Raw genomic sequence first — 19,948 nt, forward strand, 5'->3', positions numbered from 1 at the left:
TAACCTGCCACTTTCTTTCGCATGAGCCATCGGGATCTGCCAAACAATGAAACTCGACGCCTACGACCGCAAGATTCTCGCCGCACTGCAACGGGATGGTCGCCTGAGCAATGTGCAACTGGCAGATGAGATAGGCCTGTCGGCATCACCCTGCTTGCGTCGGGTTCGGATGCTTGAAGAGGCGGGGGTGATTCGCGGCTACCAGGCCAATCTGGATCGCGATGAAGTGGGGTTGGGGCTGACAGTGTTTGTCGGGGTCAAGGTCGAGCGTCATAACGATGAACAAGCCGAAAGTTTTCGCCTGGCGGTGACGGCATTGCCCGAGGTTATTTCGGCGTTTCTGGTGTCCGGGGAATCGGATTTTCTGTTGCAGGTGGTGGTGCCGGACTTGCGTGCCTATGACCGGTTTCTCACCGGGCGTCTGTTGAAGCTGCCGGGGGTGAGCGATATCCGCAGCAACTTTGCGATTCACACTGTGAAGGCACCGGGGGCGTTGCCGCTGGAGCATTTACCACTTTAGACCGCGTCGTCTGATTCGCGAGCAGGCTCGCTCCCACAGGTACAGCGCAAACCTTGTGGGAGCGAGCCTGCTCGCGAAGCCGATAGATCAGTCACTGCAGCTCTTCAAGCCTCACATCTGCGTCGCCATTCCTTCCACATCCATCGCTGCCTGGCGCAATGCCTCGGAGCGGGTCGGGTGTGGATGGCAAGTCAGGGCGATGTCTTCGGCCGAGGCGCTGAATTCCATGGCCACGCAATACTCGCCAATCATTTCACTGACGCTTGGACCGACCAGATGCACGCCGAGGACTTCGTCCGTACGCTCATCGGCCAGCACTTTGGCGAAACCTTCGGTTTCATGGTTGATCTTCGCCCGGCTGTTGGCGGTGAAGGGAAACTTGCCGACCTTGAACGCCCGGCCTTCTGCCTTGAGCTGTTCTTCGGTCTTGCCGACGCTGGCCAGTTCCGGCTTGGTGTAAACCACGCTGGGGATCAGATCGTAGTTGACCTCACCGGCCTTGCCGACGATCTGCTCGACGCAGGCCATGGCTTCGTCCTCAGCCTTGTGGGCGAGCATGGGACCTGAGGTTACGTCGCCAATCACCCAGACCCCGGCGGCTTCGGTGCGATGCCCCTTGTTGGCGAGTATGCCGCGTTTGTCCGTGACCAAGCCGACGTTCTCCAGGCCCAGGCCCTGTGTATAAGGTCGGCGCCCGATGGCCACCAGTACGTAATCGGCTTCCAGCAGCTCGGCAGTACCGCCAGCGGCAGGCTCGATGCTTAGTTGAACGCTATTGGCGGTGGGGGTGGCGCTGGTCACTTTTGAACTCAATTTGAAACTCAAGCCTTGCTTGCTCAGGGAACGCTGCAGGGTTTTACCCGCTTCGATGTCCACGCCGGGGCAGATTCGGTCGAGGAACTCCACCACCGTCACCTGTGCTCCGAGACGTCGCCATACCGAACCCAGCTCCAGGCCGATCACCCCAGCGCCGATCACCACCAAATGCTTGGGCACTTTGGTCAGCGCAAGGGCGCCGGTGGAGTCGAGGATGCGTTTGTTATCGATGTCCACGCCAGGCAGGGGAGTGGGCTCGGAACCGGTGGCGATGATGATGTCCTTGGCGCTCAGTTCGGTCTTGCCGCCGGCGCTATCGGTCACAGTGACTTTGCCCGGGCCGTCGATGTGGCCCCAGCCCTTGATCCAGTCGACTTTGTTCTTGCGGAAAAGAAACTCGACGCCCTTGGTCAGCCCGGTAACGCTTTCATCTTTTTGCTTCATCATTTGGGCAAGGTTGAGGCTGGGTTTGACGTCGATCCCCAGGCGGGTGAATTCCGCACCCATGGCTGCGTCGTACAGTTCAGAGGCGTGCAGCAATGCCTTGGATGGCATGCAACCCACGTTCAGGCAAGTGCCGCCGAGTGTGGCGCGTCCCTCCACGCAGGCTGCCTTCAGTCCCAGTTGTCCGGCGCGGATTGCCGCGTTGTAACCACCGGGGCCTGCGCCGAGTATCACGACGTCATAGCTGCTCATGGATCTGTACTCCTGGATCGAATGGGAAAGGGATCGTTAAAAGTAGTTCCTGAAAAAATTACGATCATAATATGAGCATTGTGCAGCATTTCGGTCAAGGCTTCAGGTAAGCGACAGGTTGGGCATCTTTAGATGGCGCGCTTGAACACGGAAATTTCACCATTTTCGTTATATCGTAACGAATTGTCCTGTAAGCGAAGACACTCTGGGGTGGTATGCAAGTCGATCTCGATGTTGATGAAACGCCGTTAGCCGGGTTGCCGCGCTTTCAGCAGGCGTTCATTCAAGGGCGGCGTTTGCGCCAGTTCGCCATCGGTGTGGGCGTCCTCGCGACGGTGGGTGTGCTGCTGGCGTTTTTTGCCGGGCTGTTTTTGTCGCAAACACTGTGGCCAGCTTTGCTGTTGAACCTGAGCGCGGCATTGCTGGTGTTGATGGCGGGTTTGCAATCGGCCTGGTGGGTGGCCCGGTGGCGTGCCCGCGCCATGAATCCCGCCGTGCCCGAGGTCGTTGTCGACGAATCTGTTGCGCCTTCGGGATGGTATGAACGCTTGCTGGACCGCATCAGCCAGCAATCGCAGCATCTGCTCGAGCAAATTGGCGCGCCGACGCTATGGCTTGGCGGCTGGGCATTTTTGGCGCTGTTGGGCGTGGAACAGGTCTGGAACCTCGCGTTACCCCCAGTGGCACTGGGCCTGGCGGCGACTGTCGGGGCGGCGTGTTGCATGCTGTTGGCGTTCGGTCTTTTAGTGATGGAGCGCCATCTGGCGCAGGAAAAGACCGCACAATGGCCTGAAGCCGCCGCGTTGGCGCAATTGACTCGCGTGGCGATCATCAGCCAGACACTCGGTGCTCTTTGTCTGTTGTTTGCCGATGAAACGTCCGTATGGCCCGGACGCCTGGCGGTGTTGATCGGACTGCTGCCGGGGCTGGTGGCAGCAGAACTGTTGTTGCGTGCGCTTTTGTCATTGTTCAGCCCACGCCGTGAGCGCCTTGAGCCGGAGCTGTTGGCGCGTAGTTTTGTCGCTGACATGCTGCGCTGGCCACCCCAGCCATTGCTGGCTTTGCAGCACGAATTGCATAACCGCTTCGGCATCGATCTGCGGCAGATTTGGGCGTTCACCTACATGCGTCGGGCATTGCTGCCGGTGTTGGCGGTGGTGTCGCTGGTTGGTTGGTCGCTGACCGGCATTCACGAAATTGCCCTGCAAGGCCGCGGTGTCTACGAGCGATTCGGCAAGCCGGTGGAGGTGTTTGGTCCAGGTTTGCATATGGGGTTGCCGTGGCCACTGGGCAGGGTGTTGAGCGTCGAGAATGGTGTGGTTCACGAACTGGCTACCAGTGTCAGCGATACCTCGGCTCCTACTCAGTCCGATCCTGCCGAAGGCCCGGCCCCGGCGATTGCCAATCGCCTGTGGGACGCCAGCCATGTAAACGACAAATCCCAGGTGATCGCCAGCAGCCGAGCAGACAAGCAGAGCTTTCAGATCGTCAACATGGACGTGCGCTTCGTCTATCGCATCGGTCTGAGCGATCAGGCGGCGTTGGCCGCAACCTATAACAGCGCCGATGTGCCGATGTTGATTCGTAGCACCGCCAGCCGAATCCTGGTTCACGACTTCGCCTCGCGCACCCTTGACGGTTTACTGGGCGAGGACAGGGTAGGGCTGGCCGAAGAAATTGGTCGCGCCGTCCAGGCTGACCTGCAAAAACTCGACAGCGGCGTGGAGATTCTCGCCACAGTGGTCGAGGCGATTCACCCTCCGGCCGGTGCAGCCAATGCCTATCACGGTGTGCAAGCGGCGCAGATTGGAGCGCAAGCCTTGATCGCCAGGGAACGCGGCGCCGCTGCCGAGGCCACCAACCAGGCGCAGTTGCAGGCCAGCATCGCCCGCGATCAGGCGTCGGCCAGTGCCCGTGAAATCAATGCCGGTGCCCAGGCTGCGGACCTGAAATTCAACGCCGAGCAAAAAGCCTATGCCAGCGCTGGCCAGGCCTTTGTGCTGGAGCAGTATTTCAGTCAATTGTCCCAGAGCTTGGCCAACGCCAGATTGCTGGTTCTCGATCATCGACTGGGCGGCGGCAGCAATGCGCCAACCATCGACCTCCGTACGTTCACGCTGCCGGTTGACCCTGCGCCGCCGCGTAAAACCGCTCAGCCAGGAGCTGCCAATTGAGCCAGTCCCATACTCACGATCACGATGATCACGCCGGCCACGATCACGGCCATGGCGGGCATCACCACCACGGCCATCACCATCATCACCACGGTGATCCACAAGAGGCGGGTCCATTCCCATGGCGACGCATGGGGTGGGCTGCATTGTTGGTGGCGTTTGCCGTCGCCGCCGCGAGCCTGGTGCAGGTGCGCTCGGGGGAGGCCACGGTGATCACGCGCTTCGGCAACCCTTCACGAGTCCTGCTTGAACCGGGGCTGGGCTGGCGCTGGCCGGCTCCGTTCGAAGCGGCGATTCCGGTAGATCTGCGGCTGCGCACCACGTCCAGCGGTTTGCAGGATGTCGGCACCCGGGACGGTTTGCGCATCATCGTCCAAGCCTACGTGGCGTGGCAGGTACAGGGCGATCCGGACAATGTGCAACGTTTCATGCGGGCGGTGCAGAACCAGCCCGATGAAGCCGCGCGGCAGATTCGCACCTTTGTCGGCTCCGCACTGGAAACCACCGCCAGCAGTTTTGATCTGGCGAGTTTGGTGAATACCGATGCCAGCCAAGTGCGCATCGCCGATTTCGAAGCACAACTGCGCAAGCAAATCGATCAGCAACTGCTTACCACTTATGGCGTGCGGGTGTTGCAGGTTGGTATCGAACGATTGACGCTGCCTTCGGTGACGCTCACTGCGACCGTCGACCGGATGCGCGCCGAGCGTGAAACCATCGCCACTGAACGCACAGCCATCGGCAAGCGTGAAGCCGCGCAAATTCGCTCTGCCGCCGAACGTGATGCGCGAATTCTGCAGGCCGATGCCACCGTGAAGGCGGCGGATATCGAAGCGCAATCACGCGTTGAAGCGGCGCAGATTTATGGTCGTGCCTATGCGGGATCGCCACAGCTCTACAACCTGCTGCGCTCGCTAGACACCCTGGGCACGGTGGTGACGCCGGGAACCAAGCTGATTCTGCGCACCGACGCTGCACCGTTTCGGGTGTTGGTTGACGGTCCGCCGAGCCTCGACAACAAGTCCGGATCGCAGCCATGAGTTTGGTTCCACGTGGAACAAATGAGTTGATCAGCCCCTGGATTCAGGCTGGCCGATTGGCGTTTATTGCCCTGTACGCGGTGACGGTGTTGGCGGCATTGGCGTGGGCCTTTTCCAATGTGCGGCAAATCGATCCGCAAAATCGCGCCGTGGTTTTGCATTTCGGTGCGCTGGATCGCATTCAGAATGCCGGGTTGTTGTTGGCCTGGCCGCAACCGTTCGAGCAAGTGATTTTGTTGCCGGCGGCGGATCGGGTGATCGAACGTCGAGTGGAAGGCTTGTTGCGCAGTGGTGCCGCTATTCAGGCAGATCGCGTGGCCAGTTTTGCCACACCCATCAGTGACGCCCTCGCAGGTTCCGGCTATCTGTTAACGGGTGACGCCGGTGTGGTGCAACTTGATGTGCGGGTTTTCTACAAAGTCACCGAGCCCTATGCGTTCGTGCTTCAAGGCGAACATGTGTTGCCTGCACTGGATCGATTGGTCACCCGCAGCGCTGTGGCACTCACTGCCGCACGAGATCTGGACACCATCCTGGTCGCCCGTCCGGAATTGATCGGCGCCGATAACCAGGCGGCGGAACGAAGGGAGCGTTTGCGAGGTGATCTGGTGCAGGGCATCAATCAACGCCTGGCCGAACTCACTGCGACAGGGCAGGGACTGGGGATTGAAGTGGCTCGGGTCGATGTGCAGTCGAGTCTGCCAAGCCCTGCGGTCAGCGCCTTCAATGCGGTACTGACGGCGAGCCAGCAAGCCGATAAAGCCGTGGCCAATGCGCGCACCGAAGCCGAGAAGCTGACGCAAAGCTCCAACGAACAGGCCGACCGCACGCTGCAAGTGGCCTATGCACAGGCAAGTGAGCGGCTGGCCAAGGCGTCAGCCGACACGGCCACTGTATTGAGCCTGGCCAAGGCACAGCAACAAGGAACTGACCCGCAAATGCTGTTGCGCATTTATCGCGAGCGGATGCCGAAAATTCTCGGCCAGGCCGGTTCGGTCACCACGGTCAATCCCAAAGACGATTCCCGCCTGATCATTCAGGGAGCTGCACAATGACCGTTCAAAACGCCGCCGCACCGAGCCTGTTGTCTTCGGCCGAACAGCGCCGCGCCGCGCGCCAGTTGACCCTGGCCATGCTCGCACTGGGCATGCTGGCGTTAGGTTTGATCTGGCGTTGGCTGGCGCCGGAGCAGAATGGTGTCAGTCAGTTGCTGCTGGGTTTCGCTTCGTTGCTGGTGGCCGTCCCCGTGATGCGTTCAGCCTGGTACAGCTTGCGATATCCGAGCCTGCACGGCATCACCGATCAGTTGATTGCCCTGGCCATGTTGGGTGCCTGGGCTACCGGGGACCTGCTGACGGCGGCGCTGTTGCCCATCATCATGATTTTCGGCCATGTGCTGGAGGAGCGCAGTGTGATCGGTTCCCAGGAAGCCATTCACGCCCTCGGTAAACTGACCCGCAGCCATGCACGCCGGATACAGGCGGACGGCTCCATCATCGAAGTCGACAACGGCACGCTCAAGGCTGGTGATCTGGTCGAGGTGCGGGCTGGGGATCGGGTGCCGGCGGATGGCCGGGTGTTATCCGGCCAGGCCAGTCTGGACACCGCCTCCATTACCGGCGAATCGGTACCGATGGAGGCGGGCGTCGGGATGCCGGTGTTCGGTGGTGCGATCAACCTCGACGGTCTGCTGCGGATCGAAGTGACCCGCACTGGCCATGAGTCAACCCTCGGCAAAGTGATTGCGCTGATGCAAAACGCCGAGCGTTCCAAGCCGCCAATCACTCGTCTGCTGGAGCGTTACGCTGGCAGCTATATGGTGCTGGTATTGCTGCTGGCGGCCGTAACCTGGTTCATCACCAACAATGCTCAAGCGATGCTCGCGGTATTGGTGGCGGCCTGTCCTTGTGCGCTGGTGTTGTCAGCACCGGCCACGGCAATTGCCGGGGTGGCGGTAGCGGCACGCCACGGGATTCTGATCCGCAGTTCGGCATTCCTCGAAGAGTTGGCGGACCTGACTTCGCTGGTGGTCGACAAGACCGGGACGCTGACCTTTGGCACCTTGCGCCTGCAATCCATCGACAGTCCGCTGGAGGATTACAGCCATGTCCTCAAGCTCGCCGCCAGCCTCGGCTCGGCCAGTAGTCATCCAGTCAGCCGTGCGCTCGCGGGGTTGGTGACCCAGGAGCATTTCCTGCTGCTTTCTGACATTCATGAGCGCCAGGGTCTGGGCGTGGTAGCGATGACCGAGCAGGGTCAAGCCGCGCTCGGCCGACCGGAGTTGTTTGCACAACTGGGCATCAGTTCTACGGCGGTTCCCGATCACGACGGGCCGATTGCCGGGCTGGCGCTCGATGGTGAATTCCTCGCCTGGCTGTTGTTGGCCGACAGCGTCAAACCCGAGGCGCAGTTTGCCTTGAGTGAATTGCGCGACCTCGGATTGGGTCGTCAGTTGTTACTCACTGGTGACCGGCGCAGCGTGGCGCAAACCCTCGCCCGGGATGTCGGGATCAGCGACGTCGAAGCGCAAGCGTTGCCCGAAGACAAACTGAACCGCGTGCTCAAGGAAATCGATAGCGGTTTCCGGCCGATGGTGGTCGGCGATGGCATCAACGACTCCCTGGCCCTCAAGGCTGGCGTGGTCGGCGTAGCCATGGGGGCCGGCGGCGCCGATATCGCCCTGGCATCGGCTGACATCGTGTTGATTGGCAGTGACCTGCGCCGGCTTGGCACCTGTGTGCGTCTGAGTCGGCAGTGCCGCCAGACATTGCAGGTCAACGTGATCATCGGCCTGGGCTGGACTCTGGCGATCGTGGCCTTCGCCGCGTTCGGCTGGCTCGGTGCCGCCGGGGCGATGATTGCGGCGTTGTTGCATAACCTCAGCACCTTGTTGGTGCTGGGCAATGCCGGTCGTTTGCTGCGGTTCCAGGAGCCACTGCTCAAACTCAAGGACGACGCCTGAGGGCGAATGCTCCAGACCGGGCAATCACTGGGTTTCAAATATTTAGAACTGTGCGCCCGGTTCATAGTCATTGGAGATGAGGGCACATCATTTTGTGCATTCGCGGCGCGGCAGGTGCAGGCGTCGCGAATCATTGAAAATGGCTATAAATTCGATAGCCAGCTATTTTTCAAAGATGGTCTACCCTCTGATCAGACGTCTGAAACAAGGGGGTTATCCATGCTCGCGCAACTACCACCGGCCTTACAGAATCTGCAGTTACCGCTTCGCCTGAGACTCTGGGATGGCCATGAATTCAATCTGGGGCCGACGCCCAGCGTCACGATTGTGGTCAAGGACCCGCAAATGGTCACCCAGTTCAATCATCCAAGTCTGGATGCCCTTGGCGCTGCATATGTCGAAGGCAAACTGGAACTTGAAGGTTCCATCAGCGATGTCATCCGCGTCTGTGATGAATGGAGCCAGGCGTTGCTGGATGAGGACGACGACAATCAGCCTGTTCGTAGCGCCCACGATAAAGAGATGGACGCCAAGGCGATTTCCTACCATTACGACCTGTCCAACGCGTTTTATCAGCTGTGGCTCGATAGCGACATGGCCTATTCGTGCGCTTATTTCGAGACCGGCAGTGAAACTCTTGAACAAGCCCAGCAAGCCAAGTTCCGTCATTTGTGCCGCAAGCTGCGTCTGCAGCCTGGCGAGTATCTGCTGGATGTGGGTTGCGGTTGGGGAGGATTGGCGCGTTTTGCGGCGCGGGAGTTTGGCGCGAAAGTGTTCGGTATCACCCTGAGCAATGAACAGTTGGCCTTGGCCCGGGAGCGCGTAAAAGCGGAGGGCCTGGAGGACCTGGTCGAACTGCAACTGCTCGACTATCGCGATCTGCCACAAGATGGCCGTTTCGACAAAGTGGTCAGTGTCGGCATGTTCGAACACGTCGGCCACGCCAATCTGGCCGAGTACTGCAAGATCCTGTTCGGCACGGTGAAAGAGGGCGGTCTGGTGATGAATCACGGCATCACCGCCAAATACACCGATGGCCGTCCGGTGGGCCGCGGTGCCGGTGAGTTCATCGAGAAATATGTGTTCCCTAACGGCGAGCTTCCGCACCTGTCGATGATCTCTGCCGAGATCAGCGAGGCCGGGCTGGAAATCGTCGACGTCGAGAGTTTGCGCCTGCACTATGCTCGCACGCTCGATCACTGGAGCGAACGCCTGGAAGACAACCTTGAAGCGGCCTCCAGGCTCGTACCGGAACAAGCCCTGCGCATCTGGCGGCTGTATCTGGCCGGATGCGCTTATGCATTTGCCCGCGGCTGGATCAACCTGCACCAGATTCTTGCGGTGAAGGCTCATGCCGATGGCAGTCATGAACTGCCATGGACCCGCGACGATATCTATCTCTAAAGAATCGGTGAAATAAGCCGGGCGATCCGCATGCCGACCTGTTGGATGCGGCGGGTCTCCCGGCCTTCTTCTTTGGCGATTTCGTGGGCGTTGGCGAAGTCATCGTTGAGCATCTGTTCCACCTCGGCGGCAAAGGCGCTGTCGACGGTCAGCAACATCACTTCGAAATTAAGCCGGAACGAACGGTTGTCCAGGTTGGCGCTGCCGATGGCGCTGATTTCGCTGTCGATCAGCACCACTTTCTGGTGAAGGAAACCGGGTTGGTAACGGAATACCCGCACTCCGGCACGCACGGCTTCGAAGGCGTAGAGACTGGAGGCGGCGTAGACGACTCGGTGGTCGGGCCGGGAGGGCAATAGCAGGCGCACGTCCACGCCGCGCAGTACCGCCAGGCGCAAAGCAGCGAACACGGCTTCGTCGGGGATGAAGTACGGGCTGGTAATCCACACCCGATCTGTCGCCGCATGGATGGCTTCGACAAAGAACAGGGAACAGGTTTCGCAGGCGTCTGCCGGTCCGCTGGCGAGCAACTGGCATAGCACGCCGTCTTCCGGATAAACCTCGGGCAGGATCAGCGGCGGCAGGGCACGGGCCACCCAGAACCAGTCCTCGGCGAATGACTCCTGCATGCACGCCACCACAGGACCGCGCACTTGCACGTGGGTATCGCGCCAGGGTGCCAGGGGTGGTGTCTCGCCCATGTATTCATCGCCGACGTTGTGCCCGCCGACGAAGCCGAGAATGCCGTCCACGACCACTATCTTGCGATGGTTGCGGAAGTTCACCTGAAAGCGATTGAACCAGCCGCTACGGGGGCCAAAAGCCTTGACCTCGACCCCGCCATCACGCAAGGCCTGCACGTAACCCTGGGGCAGGGAATGGCTGCCGATTCGGTCGTACAGCAGATAAATCGCCACTCCTTCGGCGGCTTTCTTTAACAACAAATTCTGCAGGCGTTGACCGAGGCGGTCGTCATGGACAATGAAAAACTGGATCAGCACCGCTTCTTTGGCCTGATTGATGGCCTCGAAAATCGCTTCGAACGTTGATTGTCCGTTGATCAGCAGGTGCGTTTCGTTATTGGCCAGGCAGGGCATGTGTCCGAGCCTGGGCATCGCTCGGAGCGAGGCGTATGCAGAAGACGCGCGGGCGGTGAGTGCTTCTTCTACCCAGGGCCGCCAGTTGAGTTCGGAAACGGCCTTGCGCATTTCATCGTTGGCCTGTCGCCGGGCCTTGATGTAGCCATCAAAGGTACTGCGGCCGAACATCAGGTACGGAATCAATGTGAGGTAGGGAATGAAAAACAGCGACAGGGCCCAGGCGATCGAGCCTTGGGCGGTGCGGACGGTCAACACGGCGTGAATGGCCGCGATCATGCCCAACGAGTGCAACAGGGCGATGGTATAACCGAAAATATGCGGACCGAAGTAATCCATGGGGGGCTGCCTTGCTCCTGAAGATTCAGTGCTTAACAGACCATGTTCCGTGCAGAATGTCGCTAATTAATTGGCCCATGAACCGAAGCCTGCGGCTGACGTCTAACGGCCACTACTGATCAGGAGTTACTTGATGAACGTTCGTCTGCTGGGTTTGGCCATGGCACTGGGTTTGGCACTTCCTGTGGCGGCTCACGCGCAAATGCTGCAACCGGGATTGTGGGAGCTGACCACGAGCAACATGAAGGTCGATGAGCAGAATATGCCGGACCTGCAATTGATCCTCGGTCAGCTCCAGAGCCAGATGACCCCCGAGCAGCGTGCAATGCTGGAAAAACAGGGTATCACCATGGGCGGCAAAGGGATCCGGGCGTGCCTGACCCCGGAGCAGGTCAAGACCGATAACATTCCGCTGACCGATCCGCAGTCGGGCTGCAAACAGGAAATCACCGAGCGCTCGGGCAAGCAGTGGAAATTCCGCTTCAGCTGCCCGAGAGCCCAGGGGGCGGGCGTAGCGACATTCCTCAGTGATCGCGAATTCACCACCAAGGTCAACGGCACGTTCAATGCTACCGGCATTCAGCAGAAAGGCAGCCTCGAGTCCCGCGCCGTCTGGTTGGGGCAGGATTGCGGCACGGTCAAGCCAAGAGCTTAAAGCTTCGTCGGATCGCCGCCCGAAGCAGGCTCGCTCCCACCTGCGCCTCCTGTGGGAGCGAGCCTGCTCGCGAAAGCGTCTATTCAGCCGCCCTGATCCCAGGCTGACTGAACCACTCACATGCCGCCTCGACAGCCATCCGGCCAAAATCCTCCCCCGTGCAACCGCGCACACTGACAAATCCCCCAGCCTGTTCCTTTTCGCCAACCACTACCAGGTAAGGCACGGCCTGGCTGTGCTGGCGAATCTTGTAGCGGACTTTTTCGTTGCGCAGGTCGGCCTTGGCGCGCACGCCCCTTTGGCGCAAGGAGTCGGTCACTGCTTGAGCATAAGTCGCCTGACGGTCATCCATGCTCAAGACGACTACGTGGGGTGGAACGCCCCACTGTTGCAGTTCCTGGTGGTTGGACCAGCAGGTGCCGTAGATGCGTTGTTGCAACGTGCCGCTGATGTGATCGAGGGCAAACGCCTGCAAGACCCTGGTGGAGGGGACATGCGGTCCATGGCTCTGGTGCTCGGTATCCCCCAGTCGGTACAGCGACATCTCTTCGCGATAAGGTCGACGACGGATCGAGTGATTGGTCGCTGCCAGTGATTGCATGCGCGCTTCGATGGTGGGCAGGTCTGCCGGAGTCAGGGGGCGCTCGACGGCAAACTCGTAAAAGAAGCCATCGCCCAATTCCTTGCCCGTGCGCATTTGTGCATGCGGGTGGAGCTGCTTGACCGCCGTGGCCAGCATCAAGGCACAGGAACGGCGCAGAATCTCCAGGCCGTCCGGCTCATTGGGGGTGACAATATTGACCCGGGCATCCGCCTCGATCATGTATTCGCAGTCCACCAGCACGCCATTGACTCGGCCCGCTACGGCGGCGCTGGCCAGCTCAGGACCGATGCTGGCGGCCACCTCATGCACTGACAGTGGTTGGTCGTACTCACGCAATGAACCATCGGGCAGGGTGATCTGGATCATGATCGTCGTACTCACAAGCTTCTAACGAGCTTTATTGCATGAACGGTAGAGGCAAAACCTTGCAGCTGTCATTAAGACGTTTGTCGTGCCAGGCAATTTGCCCCGACACGATCGTGGTGCTGACGTTGTGTCGAAAGCTGCGGTGGGCGAAGGGGGTCCAGTCGCACCACTCGGCAATCACCGGCAGGTCCCCGGAAGGATTCTTGCGGATCATGGCTTTCTCAACGCGTTGTACAGGGTGTTGAGGTTGTACTCGAACAACCCGGTGAAGGTGCTGGCCGGACCGCTAGCGGCAAGCGCATCGGAATACAAGGTGCCGCCAATCTGCGCGCCGCTTTCATCCGCGATCTGCTTGAGCAGGCGAGCGTCCTTGATGTTTTCCATGAACACCGCCTTGGCCCTGGCCTGACGAATCTGGGTGATCAGGGCGGCCACTTCGGCGGCGGAAGGTTCCCGCTCGGTGGACAGGCCTTGAGGCGCCATGAACTCGATACCGTAGGCCTGGCCGAGATAACCGAAGGCGTCATGGGACGTCACGATCCTGCGGTTGCCCGGTGGCAGTGCGCCGAGCCTGGTCTTGGCTTCGGCGAGCAGGGCGTGGACCTGTTTCAGGTACGCCTTACTGTTGCGTTCATAATCGACGGTGTTCGCCGGGTCGGCGGCGATCAGCGCCTTGGTGATGTTGGCGATGTATAGCTCGGTGTTTGCCAGGTTGTGCCAGGCATGCGGGTCGGGAACGGTTTCGCCGTCTTCATCCAGGCTGCGCGGTATGACGCCGTGGCTCGCGCTGATGACCACTGCCCGGGTCTCTGTGCTCGTTACCAAGCGATCCAGCCAGGGCTCGAAACCCAAGCCGTTCTTGATGATGAGCCGGGCGTTGAGCAGCGCTTTGGCGTCGTCCGGTGTCGGCTCATAGGTATGGGCATCCGCGTCCGGGCCGACCATGTTGGTGATCTGGATATGATCCTTGCCGACCTGCCGGGTCATGTCGGCCAGGATGCTGAAGCTGGTGACCACCTGAAGTTTTTCGGCGGCAGACAGCGACATCGACACCATCAAGCTGAACAGCACGAGTAAAGCGCGCATCGGGAAACACCTCATTGGGATGTGGGCAAAGGCGTGGGGCGCAGCAAGCCATGTACTGGCCCGAACACCACGGACAACAGATATCCACCGCCGGCCACCAGTACGATTGCCGGGCCACTGGGCAGCGAGAAGTAGAACGAGATTAATAAACCGAGCCATACCGAGAGGCTGCCGAGCAACGCGGCAACGACGATCAGTACTGGCAAGCGGCGACTCCAGAAGCGCGCTGCGGCGGCAGGCAACATCATTAAGCCGACCACCATCAGCGCGCCGATCGCCTGGAAGCCGATGACCAGATTCAGCACTACCAGCGTCAGAAATACGCCGTGGGCCAGAGGGCCGAGCCGGCTCACGGTTTGCAGAAACAGCGGGTCGAGGGTGTCCAGCAACAGTGGTTTGTAGATCAATGCCATGGCAATCAGACTCAGGCCCGAGACCCAGAGCATCCCGGTCAAGGTCGGGCCATCGACCGCCAGCGCAGAGCCAAACAACAGGTGCAGCAGGTCCAGGCGCTTGCCGGCGATGCCGAGAATCAGCACGCCGCTGGCCAGGGAAATCGGGTAGATCGCCGCGAGGCTGGCGTCCTCTCGCAGGCCGGTGAGTCGGGTAATCCAGGCCGCGAGGCCTGCCATGCCCAGGCCGGCACTGAGGCCACCGACGGTTAGCGCCGGGAGACTCAGTCCTGCAAACCAGAAACCTAAAGCCGCACCGGGAAGGATGCCGTGGGCGACGGCATCACCGATCAGGCTCATGCGCCGCAGGATCAGGAACACGCCCAAGGGCGCCGTGCTGCACGCCAGAACCAGACCACCGAGCAACGCCCGCCGCATGAAAACGAATTCTTGGAAGGGTTGCCAAAGATGCACGGCAGCGATCATCAGGCCACCTGTGCTTGTGGCTGTTGGCGGATCAGTTCGAAGCTCGGACCGAATACACAACCGCTGTGTTTAATCAGCAATGTGTTTGGGATGTGCTCTCGGACAGCGGCGAGGTCATGGCACACGACCATCAATGTCCGGCCTTCATGGTGCCACTCGTGCAGGTGCTTCCAGAGCAACGCTTGACCCCATTCATCGAGGGCCGCGTGGGGTTCGTCGAGCAGCAGCAAAGGTGCGTCAGTCAGGCTCAAGCGGGCGAGCAGGGCGCGTTGCAGTTCACCCCCGGAAAGGGCCATCAAAGGCCGATCTTCCAGACCGTTCAGGCACCAGTTTTCGAGGGCGGTTGTCAGTCGTTGGCTACGGATCTCCGGTGACTGTTTGTTGCCCCAGAAACCGGCGGCCACCAACGCCTGAAGGCTGATTGGAAACTGCCTGTCGAGGTTCTGTTGCTGGGGCAGGAACGACACACCACCCTTGAGTGGAACACTCAGTCGCACTTTTCCGGCCAACGGTTTTTGCAAGCCTGCGATGACCTTCAGCAGGCTGCTTTTGCCTGAGCCGTTCGCACCGATGATAGCGGTCAGGCTGCCCCTCGGCAGTTCGAGGTCCAGCGCCGGGACGAGTGGCTGTCCAGGTGCGCCCCAGCGCAAAGCGTGGCAAGCAATCATGCGACCTCCCAGTTGAAACGGCTTTCGGCCACCGCGTCATGGGCGTGCAGGCTTTCGGCGTGAGTCACACGAATGTGAAAGGCGTTGATGCCGGTGGACCGTTTCAAGGCCAGATTCAAACGGCGTGCGGCGTCTTCGCAGAACATCAGGTTCTGACCATTGGCCAGGGCGAAGGCTTGTTCATCGGCGCGTTTGACCGCAGTTTGAACGGCTGTACCGAGTGCGGCTTCGGCATCATTGATGATCGCGATCAGCGGCAAGTCGTCCAGGAAATCAGCCAGCCGTACACGCAAATTTGCGCTGCTGCGTTGGCTGTGAGGTGTAGCGACGATGCCGTTAGTGGAACCAAGCCACGCTAAAACGTCAGCGTGTTGCAGTGACTTGTTGGCGAAATCGTCGACGAATTGCTGCTGAATCAACTGTCGAGAAAGGGCCGCGGAGCATGGGCAGGTTGAGGAATAAGGCAGTTCGATTTTTAGTTCCACGTGGAACATCGCGTTTTTCAACCGTGCTTCGATGCTGATTGGATAGCTTTTCCAACCTGCCAAAGAGCTGATCAGCGCCGGCCTTTTTAGCAACACATCGGCGTGAATGGTTAAGTGGGCACTGCTGGAAAGCCCCGCGTGGCTCTCAAGAAAACGCTGCAAAACCCGCAGCAATAAAGCCGGTGAAAGGCTTTCCTGCTCTAACAACTCAAGCGCCAGATAGAGCCGTGACATATGGATGCCGCGCGCATTGCCATCGTCGAGGCTTACGCCGGCATCGGCTTTTGCATTCAGTCGTTGGCCATCGAACAAAACTGGAAGAGCAATGCCACACATACCCACCCACTCCAGTGGCAGGGCTTGGCGTGAGGCCTGCGCGGCGATATCCGGCAGAGTCAGCGCATTCATGAGCAGGTCCATCTTGGGAGTTGAATTGACATGTTATAGTATAACGTGTCAATTCGGCGATGCCTTTTTCATGAACAGGCTTTCATTATGTTCAGACGCCACTTGCTCAACCTGATGTTGGCCAGCGGGGCCGATCAACAGCTACCTCGCCTGGCAGCAGGAGCAGAAAAACAGGCGGGTCTAACAGCCCGCGATCCGGCTGCAGGTGAACCTGGCACTGCTGCCGCCGGAGCTGGAAAACCGGTTGATGGTGGTCCAGCCGATGCGCTGGTTGTAGCCAACCCAGGCCTCGCCATCGGAAGCGATGCCGGTGAAAAACGTAAGCTGACCGTAGCGGCTGTTGGTCTGCACCCAATAGCGTTTTCCGACTGTCTCGAAACCCCGCAAATAGATGGTGCTGCCAGCGGTATTGACGCTGTAGGCGTTGCCATCCGCATCCACGCAGGCCAGCAGATTGGCGCTGCGAGTGCACTTGGCCAGGCTGGGGATCTGGGCCATCGCGTCGGCAGCCGCCAGCAGAGAAAGCATGATCAATGCAGGTTTCAGGACGTTGCGCATGGGGGAAGTCTCACGAAGGGAGTGGCGTTCAGCATCCGGTCCTTTGCCCTGTTGAGCAAGGGGATGGTTAATCTGTCTAGTTATACTATAACATTCCAATAGGCCCGACCCACGACCGGGTATCCCTGTGAGGAATATGCAGATGTCCAATCGACTCCCCGTGACCGTTCTCTCCGGCTTTTTAGGCGCCGGGAAAAGTACACTACTTAATTACATACTACGTAATCGCGATGGCTTGCGGGTTGCGGTGATTGTTAACGATATGAGCGAAATCAACGTCGATGGCGCCGAAGTTCAGCGTGATGTCAGCCTTAATCGGGCTGAAGAGCGTCTGGTGGAGATGAGTAACGGGTGTATTTGCTGTACGTTACGTGAAGATTTACTGGAGGAAGTGAGTCAACTCGCCAAGGAGGGTCGGTTCGACTATTTGCTGATCGAGTCCACAGGTATTTCCGAACCGCTGCCAGTGGCGGAAACCTTTACCTTTCGTGATGAAAACGGCCAGAGCCTCAACGACATTGCACGCCTGGACACCATGGTCACAGTGGTCGATGGCATGAACTTCCTGTTCGATTACCAGGCTGCCGAAAGCCTGGCCTCCCGTGGAGAAACACTCGGGGATGAAGACGAACGTTCGATTACCGATCTACTGATTGAGCAGGTCGAGTTCGCCGATGTGATTTTGCTCAGCAAGATCGACCTGATCAGCAGCCACGAACGCGACGAGCTGATCGCCATATTGGAACGGCTCAACGCCCGGGCTGAAATCATTCCGATGTCGATGGGCGCAATCCCCTTGAACAAGATTCTCGATACGGGTCGTTTTGATTTCGAAAAAGCCGCCCAGGCACCGGGATGGTTGCAGGAACTGCGCGGTGAACACGTGCCTGAAACCGAAGAGTACGGCATTGCTTCCAGCGCTTACCGGGCTCGTCGGCCGTTCCATCCGCAGCGGTTCTTCAACTTCATCGACGGTCCTTGGGACAACGGCAGGCTACTGCGTTCCAAGGGTTTTTTCTGGTTGGCGAGCAAGCACATGGACGCAGGCAGCTGGTCCCAGGCCGGTGGCTTGATGCGCTATGGCTTTGCCGGGCGCTGGTGGCGTTACGTACCGAAAAACCAATGGCCGAAGGACCCGGAAAGTACCACCGGGATCATGAAAAACTGGACCGCCGACAGCGGGGACTGTCGCCAGGAGCTGGTGTTCATCGGCCAGAACATCGACTTCACGCAGCTCACGGCCGAGCTGGATGCTTGCCTGCTGACCGATGAGGAAATGGCGCTGGGCGTTGAAGGCTGGGGTTTGCTGCCTGATCCATTCGGCCCTTGGTACGAAGAAGTAAGCTGACCCTGAACTGGCGCTTCAAGGCTTGAGCCAGGTGCCCCGGCTCTGGGCTTCGCAGTACGGCTGCAAATACGCCGTGTCGGTGGCAACGCCGTAATAGTGAATATCCTGGCGGTAGGGCATATTGGCGACTTGGGCGTTGCTGCAGATACCGAATGCGCCGTCGGGGCATTGATCGACATGATGCACTTCGACTTTCTGCCCCGGCAGGTTCGGTTGGCAGAAACCCTCGGCGAATAGTTTTGGCGGGATGTTGCGGTTCTGCTGGCAAACCTGGACATCAAGCCGCTCGGCCTGGCTGTGAACCACGCAAGCCTGGGCCAGCGCTTCGCCTGAAAGGATTGCCAGGAGCAACGACAAGCCAATCAACCGCATCCCTCACCTCCTCAGAAATCATCGACCATGCTGCAGAATATCCCCACTCATGTCATTGCCGGCCCATTGGGCGCTGGCAAGACCAGCCTGATCAAGCACCTGTTGGCCCAGCGACCGGCTGGCGAGCGGTGGGCGGTGCTGATCAACGAGTTTGGCCAGATTGGTCTCGACGCGGCGCTACTGACCCGGGACGCCGATGGTATCGCACTGGGCGAAGTGGCCGGGGGCTGCCTGTGTTGCGTCAATGGGGCGCCGTTTCAGATTGGTCTTGGGCGTTTGTTGCGCAAGGCGCAACCGGATCGGCTGTTCATCGAACCCTCAGGGCTGGGGCATCCGACGCAGTTGCTCAGGCAATTGAGCGAAGCACCGTGGCAAGGCGTACTGGCTGTGCAGCCTTGTGTGCTGGTATTGGATGCCCAGTCGCTTGCCGCTGGAAAACGGTTGCCGGATGCGCAACAACAAGCGCTCGGCCAGGCGGGATTACTACTGTTGAACAAGTCTGAAGGCCTCGAGGAAGACAGTCGCCAGCGAATCGCCCGGCAATTGCCGCCGAATCCTTTGTATTGGACACAACAGGCAGTTCTACCCTTGAGCGAGCTGCCGGGACTGAATGCCAAAGCGTCGGCAGGTGTGGATAACTTCATGGTGCCCAAGGGATTGGCACAGTTGCCGGCCGTCTGGAGTGATCGTGCATTGCCGATTTGTTTGAGTCAGGAACAGGACGGAGGCTGGAGCATTGGTTGGCGCTGGCATTCGAGCCAAGTGTTTGATGCCGACCAGGTTGGCCGCTGGCTTGAAAACCTTGGCTGGAAACGGGCAAAGCTGGTTATCCACAGTGTTCACGGGTGGCTCTCGGCGAACGCGGTGGATAACTCGGTGCTGGACTGGCAGCCCAGTGAGTGGCGACAGGATTCACGTATCGAGCTGATTTTCAGTGAACCGCAGGATGCAGAAAGACTGCAGAGTGAGCTGGCAGAGTGTCGATCCGGATCGGCCTGACGGCTCAAGGCCGCCACTTGGAGTGTTCCTGACGCCACTGGCTCAGTTCGATCACTTCCGCGCGTGGCTTCACCACATCGACCACCGGTTCGGTTTCATCGAACGGGACCGGGTAGGGCGCCAGTTCAATCTGTGCGCTATGGGCGCCGAACTGAGTGATAGTGCCGTTGTGGCGGGTTTCCCCGGTCACAGTGAATTCGAAGTTGTACACGCGGGCCAGACGTCGCCGCCCACTGGCATCCCTGGTGAACGCGATTCTTTTCAGGGCCACGTTGCCATCGAGCAATTCGATCCCCAGTTTGCTGCAATGCTGCTTGACCCGATCCAGCGCGCGCTCGCGCAAGCCGTGGTTATGCCATAGCCATGCGCCGACAGTGGCGAACAGCATCAGCACGAATAAATTTCCCAGGGTCAGCATCAACAGGGTACTCCAACAAGATAGTGTCAGCTTAACTGCGTCGCTGGTCTGTCGT

At 59.6% G+C, this 19,948-nt stretch carries 20 protein-coding genes; 9 read left to right on the top strand and 11 right to left on the bottom strand.

Annotated elements, in window-relative coordinates:
- Window positions 1-46: 46 nt before the first annotated feature.
- Window positions 47-520, top strand: a complete 474-nt coding sequence (locus CAG47_RS03785; protein WP_085723574.1) for an Lrp/AsnC family transcriptional regulator — start codon at window positions 47-49, stop codon at window positions 518-520.
- A 111-nt stretch (window positions 521-631) separates the two neighbouring features.
- On the opposite strand, the gene lpdA is transcribed toward CAG47_RS03785, so the two are convergent.
- Entirely contained in the window at window positions 632-2,032 is a 1,401-nt protein-coding gene (lpdA, locus tag CAG47_RS03790; RefSeq protein WP_085723575.1) for a dihydrolipoyl dehydrogenase, read from the bottom strand.
- Window positions 2,033-2,247: 215 nt separating this feature from the next.
- Between lpdA and hflK (CAG47_RS03795) the strand changes: the two genes are divergently transcribed.
- The 5 genes from hflK (CAG47_RS03795) (at window position 2,248) to cfaB (ending at window position 9,612) form a co-directional block, all read left to right on the top strand.
- The gene (hflK, locus tag CAG47_RS03795) at window positions 2,248-4,206 is read left to right on the top strand and encodes a protease modulator HflK (protein ID WP_085723576.1); all 1,959 of its coding nucleotides are present in this window, start codon (window positions 2,248-2,250) and stop codon (window positions 4,204-4,206) included.
- On the top strand, window positions 4,203-5,246 hold the full coding sequence (gene hflC, locus CAG47_RS03800) for a protease modulator HflC (RefSeq protein ID WP_085723577.1): 1,044 nt from the start codon (window positions 4,203-4,205) through the stop codon (window positions 5,244-5,246). The genes hflK (CAG47_RS03795) and hflC overlap by 4 nt, the downstream gene beginning before the upstream one ends.
- Window positions 5,243-6,301, top strand: coding sequence for a protease modulator HflK (gene hflK, locus CAG47_RS03805; protein WP_085723578.1), 1,059 nt, complete (start codon window positions 5,243-5,245; stop codon window positions 6,299-6,301). The genes hflC and hflK (CAG47_RS03805) overlap by 4 nt, the downstream gene beginning before the upstream one ends.
- On the top strand, window positions 6,298-8,208 hold the full coding sequence (locus CAG47_RS03810) for a cation-translocating P-type ATPase (RefSeq protein ID WP_085723579.1): 1,911 nt from the start codon (window positions 6,298-6,300) through the stop codon (window positions 8,206-8,208). The genes hflK (CAG47_RS03805) and CAG47_RS03810 overlap by 4 nt, the downstream gene beginning before the upstream one ends.
- A gap of 219 nt (window positions 8,209-8,427) precedes the next feature.
- Window positions 8,428-9,612, top strand: a complete 1,185-nt coding sequence (gene cfaB, locus CAG47_RS03815) for a C17 cyclopropane fatty acid synthase CfaB (RefSeq protein WP_085723580.1) — start codon at window positions 8,428-8,430, stop codon at window positions 9,610-9,612.
- Here cfaB and cls read toward each other — a convergent pair.
- A complete protein-coding gene (gene cls, locus CAG47_RS03820) occupies window positions 9,609-11,048 on the bottom strand; it encodes a cardiolipin synthase (protein WP_085723581.1) in 1,440 nt (479 codons plus the stop codon). The two genes, cfaB and cls, sit on opposite strands and share 4 nt — an antisense overlap.
- 133 nt (window positions 11,049-11,181) lie before the next feature.
- Here cls and CAG47_RS03825 point away from each other — a divergent pair, with 133 nt between their 5' ends.
- Window positions 11,182-11,703: a DUF3617 domain-containing protein gene (locus CAG47_RS03825; RefSeq protein WP_085723582.1), complete on the top strand. Its 522-nt coding sequence runs from the start codon at window positions 11,182-11,184 to the stop codon at window positions 11,701-11,703.
- Window positions 11,704-11,782: 79 nt separating this feature from the next.
- Here CAG47_RS03825 and CAG47_RS03830 read toward each other — a convergent pair whose 3' ends face one another.
- The 7 genes from CAG47_RS03830 to CAG47_RS03860 form a co-directional block, all read right to left on the bottom strand.
- A complete protein-coding gene (locus CAG47_RS03830; RefSeq protein ID WP_085723583.1) occupies window positions 11,783-12,673 on the bottom strand; it encodes a His/Gly/Thr/Pro-type tRNA ligase C-terminal domain-containing protein in 891 nt (296 codons plus the stop codon).
- Window positions 12,674-12,704: 31 nt separating this feature from the next.
- Window positions 12,705-12,887: a hypothetical protein gene (locus tag CAG47_RS03835; protein WP_085723584.1), complete on the bottom strand. Its 183-nt coding sequence runs from the start codon at window positions 12,885-12,887 to the stop codon at window positions 12,705-12,707.
- The gene (locus tag CAG47_RS03840; RefSeq protein ID WP_085723585.1) at window positions 12,884-13,759 is read right to left on the bottom strand and encodes a metal ABC transporter substrate-binding protein; all 876 of its coding nucleotides are present in this window, start codon (window positions 13,757-13,759) and stop codon (window positions 12,884-12,886) included. The genes CAG47_RS03835 and CAG47_RS03840 overlap by 4 nt, the downstream gene beginning before the upstream one ends.
- A gap of 11 nt (window positions 13,760-13,770) precedes the next feature.
- Window positions 13,771-14,637: a metal ABC transporter permease gene (locus CAG47_RS03845; RefSeq protein ID WP_085723586.1), complete on the bottom strand. Its 867-nt coding sequence runs from the start codon at window positions 14,635-14,637 to the stop codon at window positions 13,771-13,773.
- The gene (locus CAG47_RS03850) at window positions 14,637-15,305 is read right to left on the bottom strand and encodes a metal ABC transporter ATP-binding protein (protein WP_085723587.1); all 669 of its coding nucleotides are present in this window, start codon (window positions 15,303-15,305) and stop codon (window positions 14,637-14,639) included. The genes CAG47_RS03845 and CAG47_RS03850 overlap by 1 nt, the downstream gene beginning before the upstream one ends.
- On the bottom strand, window positions 15,302-16,198 hold the full coding sequence (gene folE2, locus CAG47_RS03855) for a GTP cyclohydrolase FolE2 (RefSeq protein ID WP_085723588.1): 897 nt from the start codon (window positions 16,196-16,198) through the stop codon (window positions 15,302-15,304). The genes CAG47_RS03850 and folE2 overlap by 4 nt, the downstream gene beginning before the upstream one ends.
- Before the next feature lie 180 nt (window positions 16,199-16,378).
- Window positions 16,379-16,756 (bottom strand): glutamine synthetase, encoded by a 378-nt coding sequence (locus CAG47_RS03860; protein WP_085723589.1) that lies wholly within the window; start codon window positions 16,754-16,756, stop codon window positions 16,379-16,381.
- Between the two features lie 142 nt (window positions 16,757-16,898).
- Here CAG47_RS03860 and zigA point away from each other — a divergent pair, with 142 nt between their 5' ends.
- Window positions 16,899-18,104 carry a zinc metallochaperone GTPase ZigA gene (gene zigA / locus CAG47_RS03865; RefSeq protein ID WP_085723590.1) on the top strand — a complete coding sequence of 402 codons (1,206 nt, stop codon included), beginning with the start codon at window positions 16,899-16,901 and terminating at the stop codon, window positions 18,102-18,104.
- A gap of 15 nt (window positions 18,105-18,119) precedes the next feature.
- Here zigA and CAG47_RS03870 read toward each other — a convergent pair whose 3' ends face one another.
- Window positions 18,120-18,476, bottom strand: a complete 357-nt coding sequence (locus tag CAG47_RS03870) for an NADH:ubiquinone oxidoreductase (RefSeq protein ID WP_085723591.1) — start codon at window positions 18,474-18,476, stop codon at window positions 18,120-18,122.
- A 27-nt stretch (window positions 18,477-18,503) separates the two neighbouring features.
- Between CAG47_RS03870 and CAG47_RS03875 the strand changes: the two genes are divergently transcribed.
- Entirely contained in the window at window positions 18,504-19,475 is a 972-nt protein-coding gene (locus tag CAG47_RS03875; protein ID WP_085723592.1) for a GTP-binding protein, read from the top strand.
- 4 nt (window positions 19,476-19,479) lie between these two features.
- On the opposite strand, the gene CAG47_RS03880 is transcribed toward CAG47_RS03875, so the two are convergent.
- Entirely contained in the window at window positions 19,480-19,893 is a 414-nt protein-coding gene (locus CAG47_RS03880) for a DUF3301 domain-containing protein (RefSeq protein ID WP_085723593.1), read from the bottom strand.
- Window positions 19,894-19,948: the final 55 nt, after the last annotated feature.

The organism is Pseudomonas sp. R37(2017) (assembly GCF_002113375.1).
Taxonomy (GTDB): domain Bacteria; phylum Pseudomonadota; class Gammaproteobacteria; order Pseudomonadales; family Pseudomonadaceae; genus Aquipseudomonas.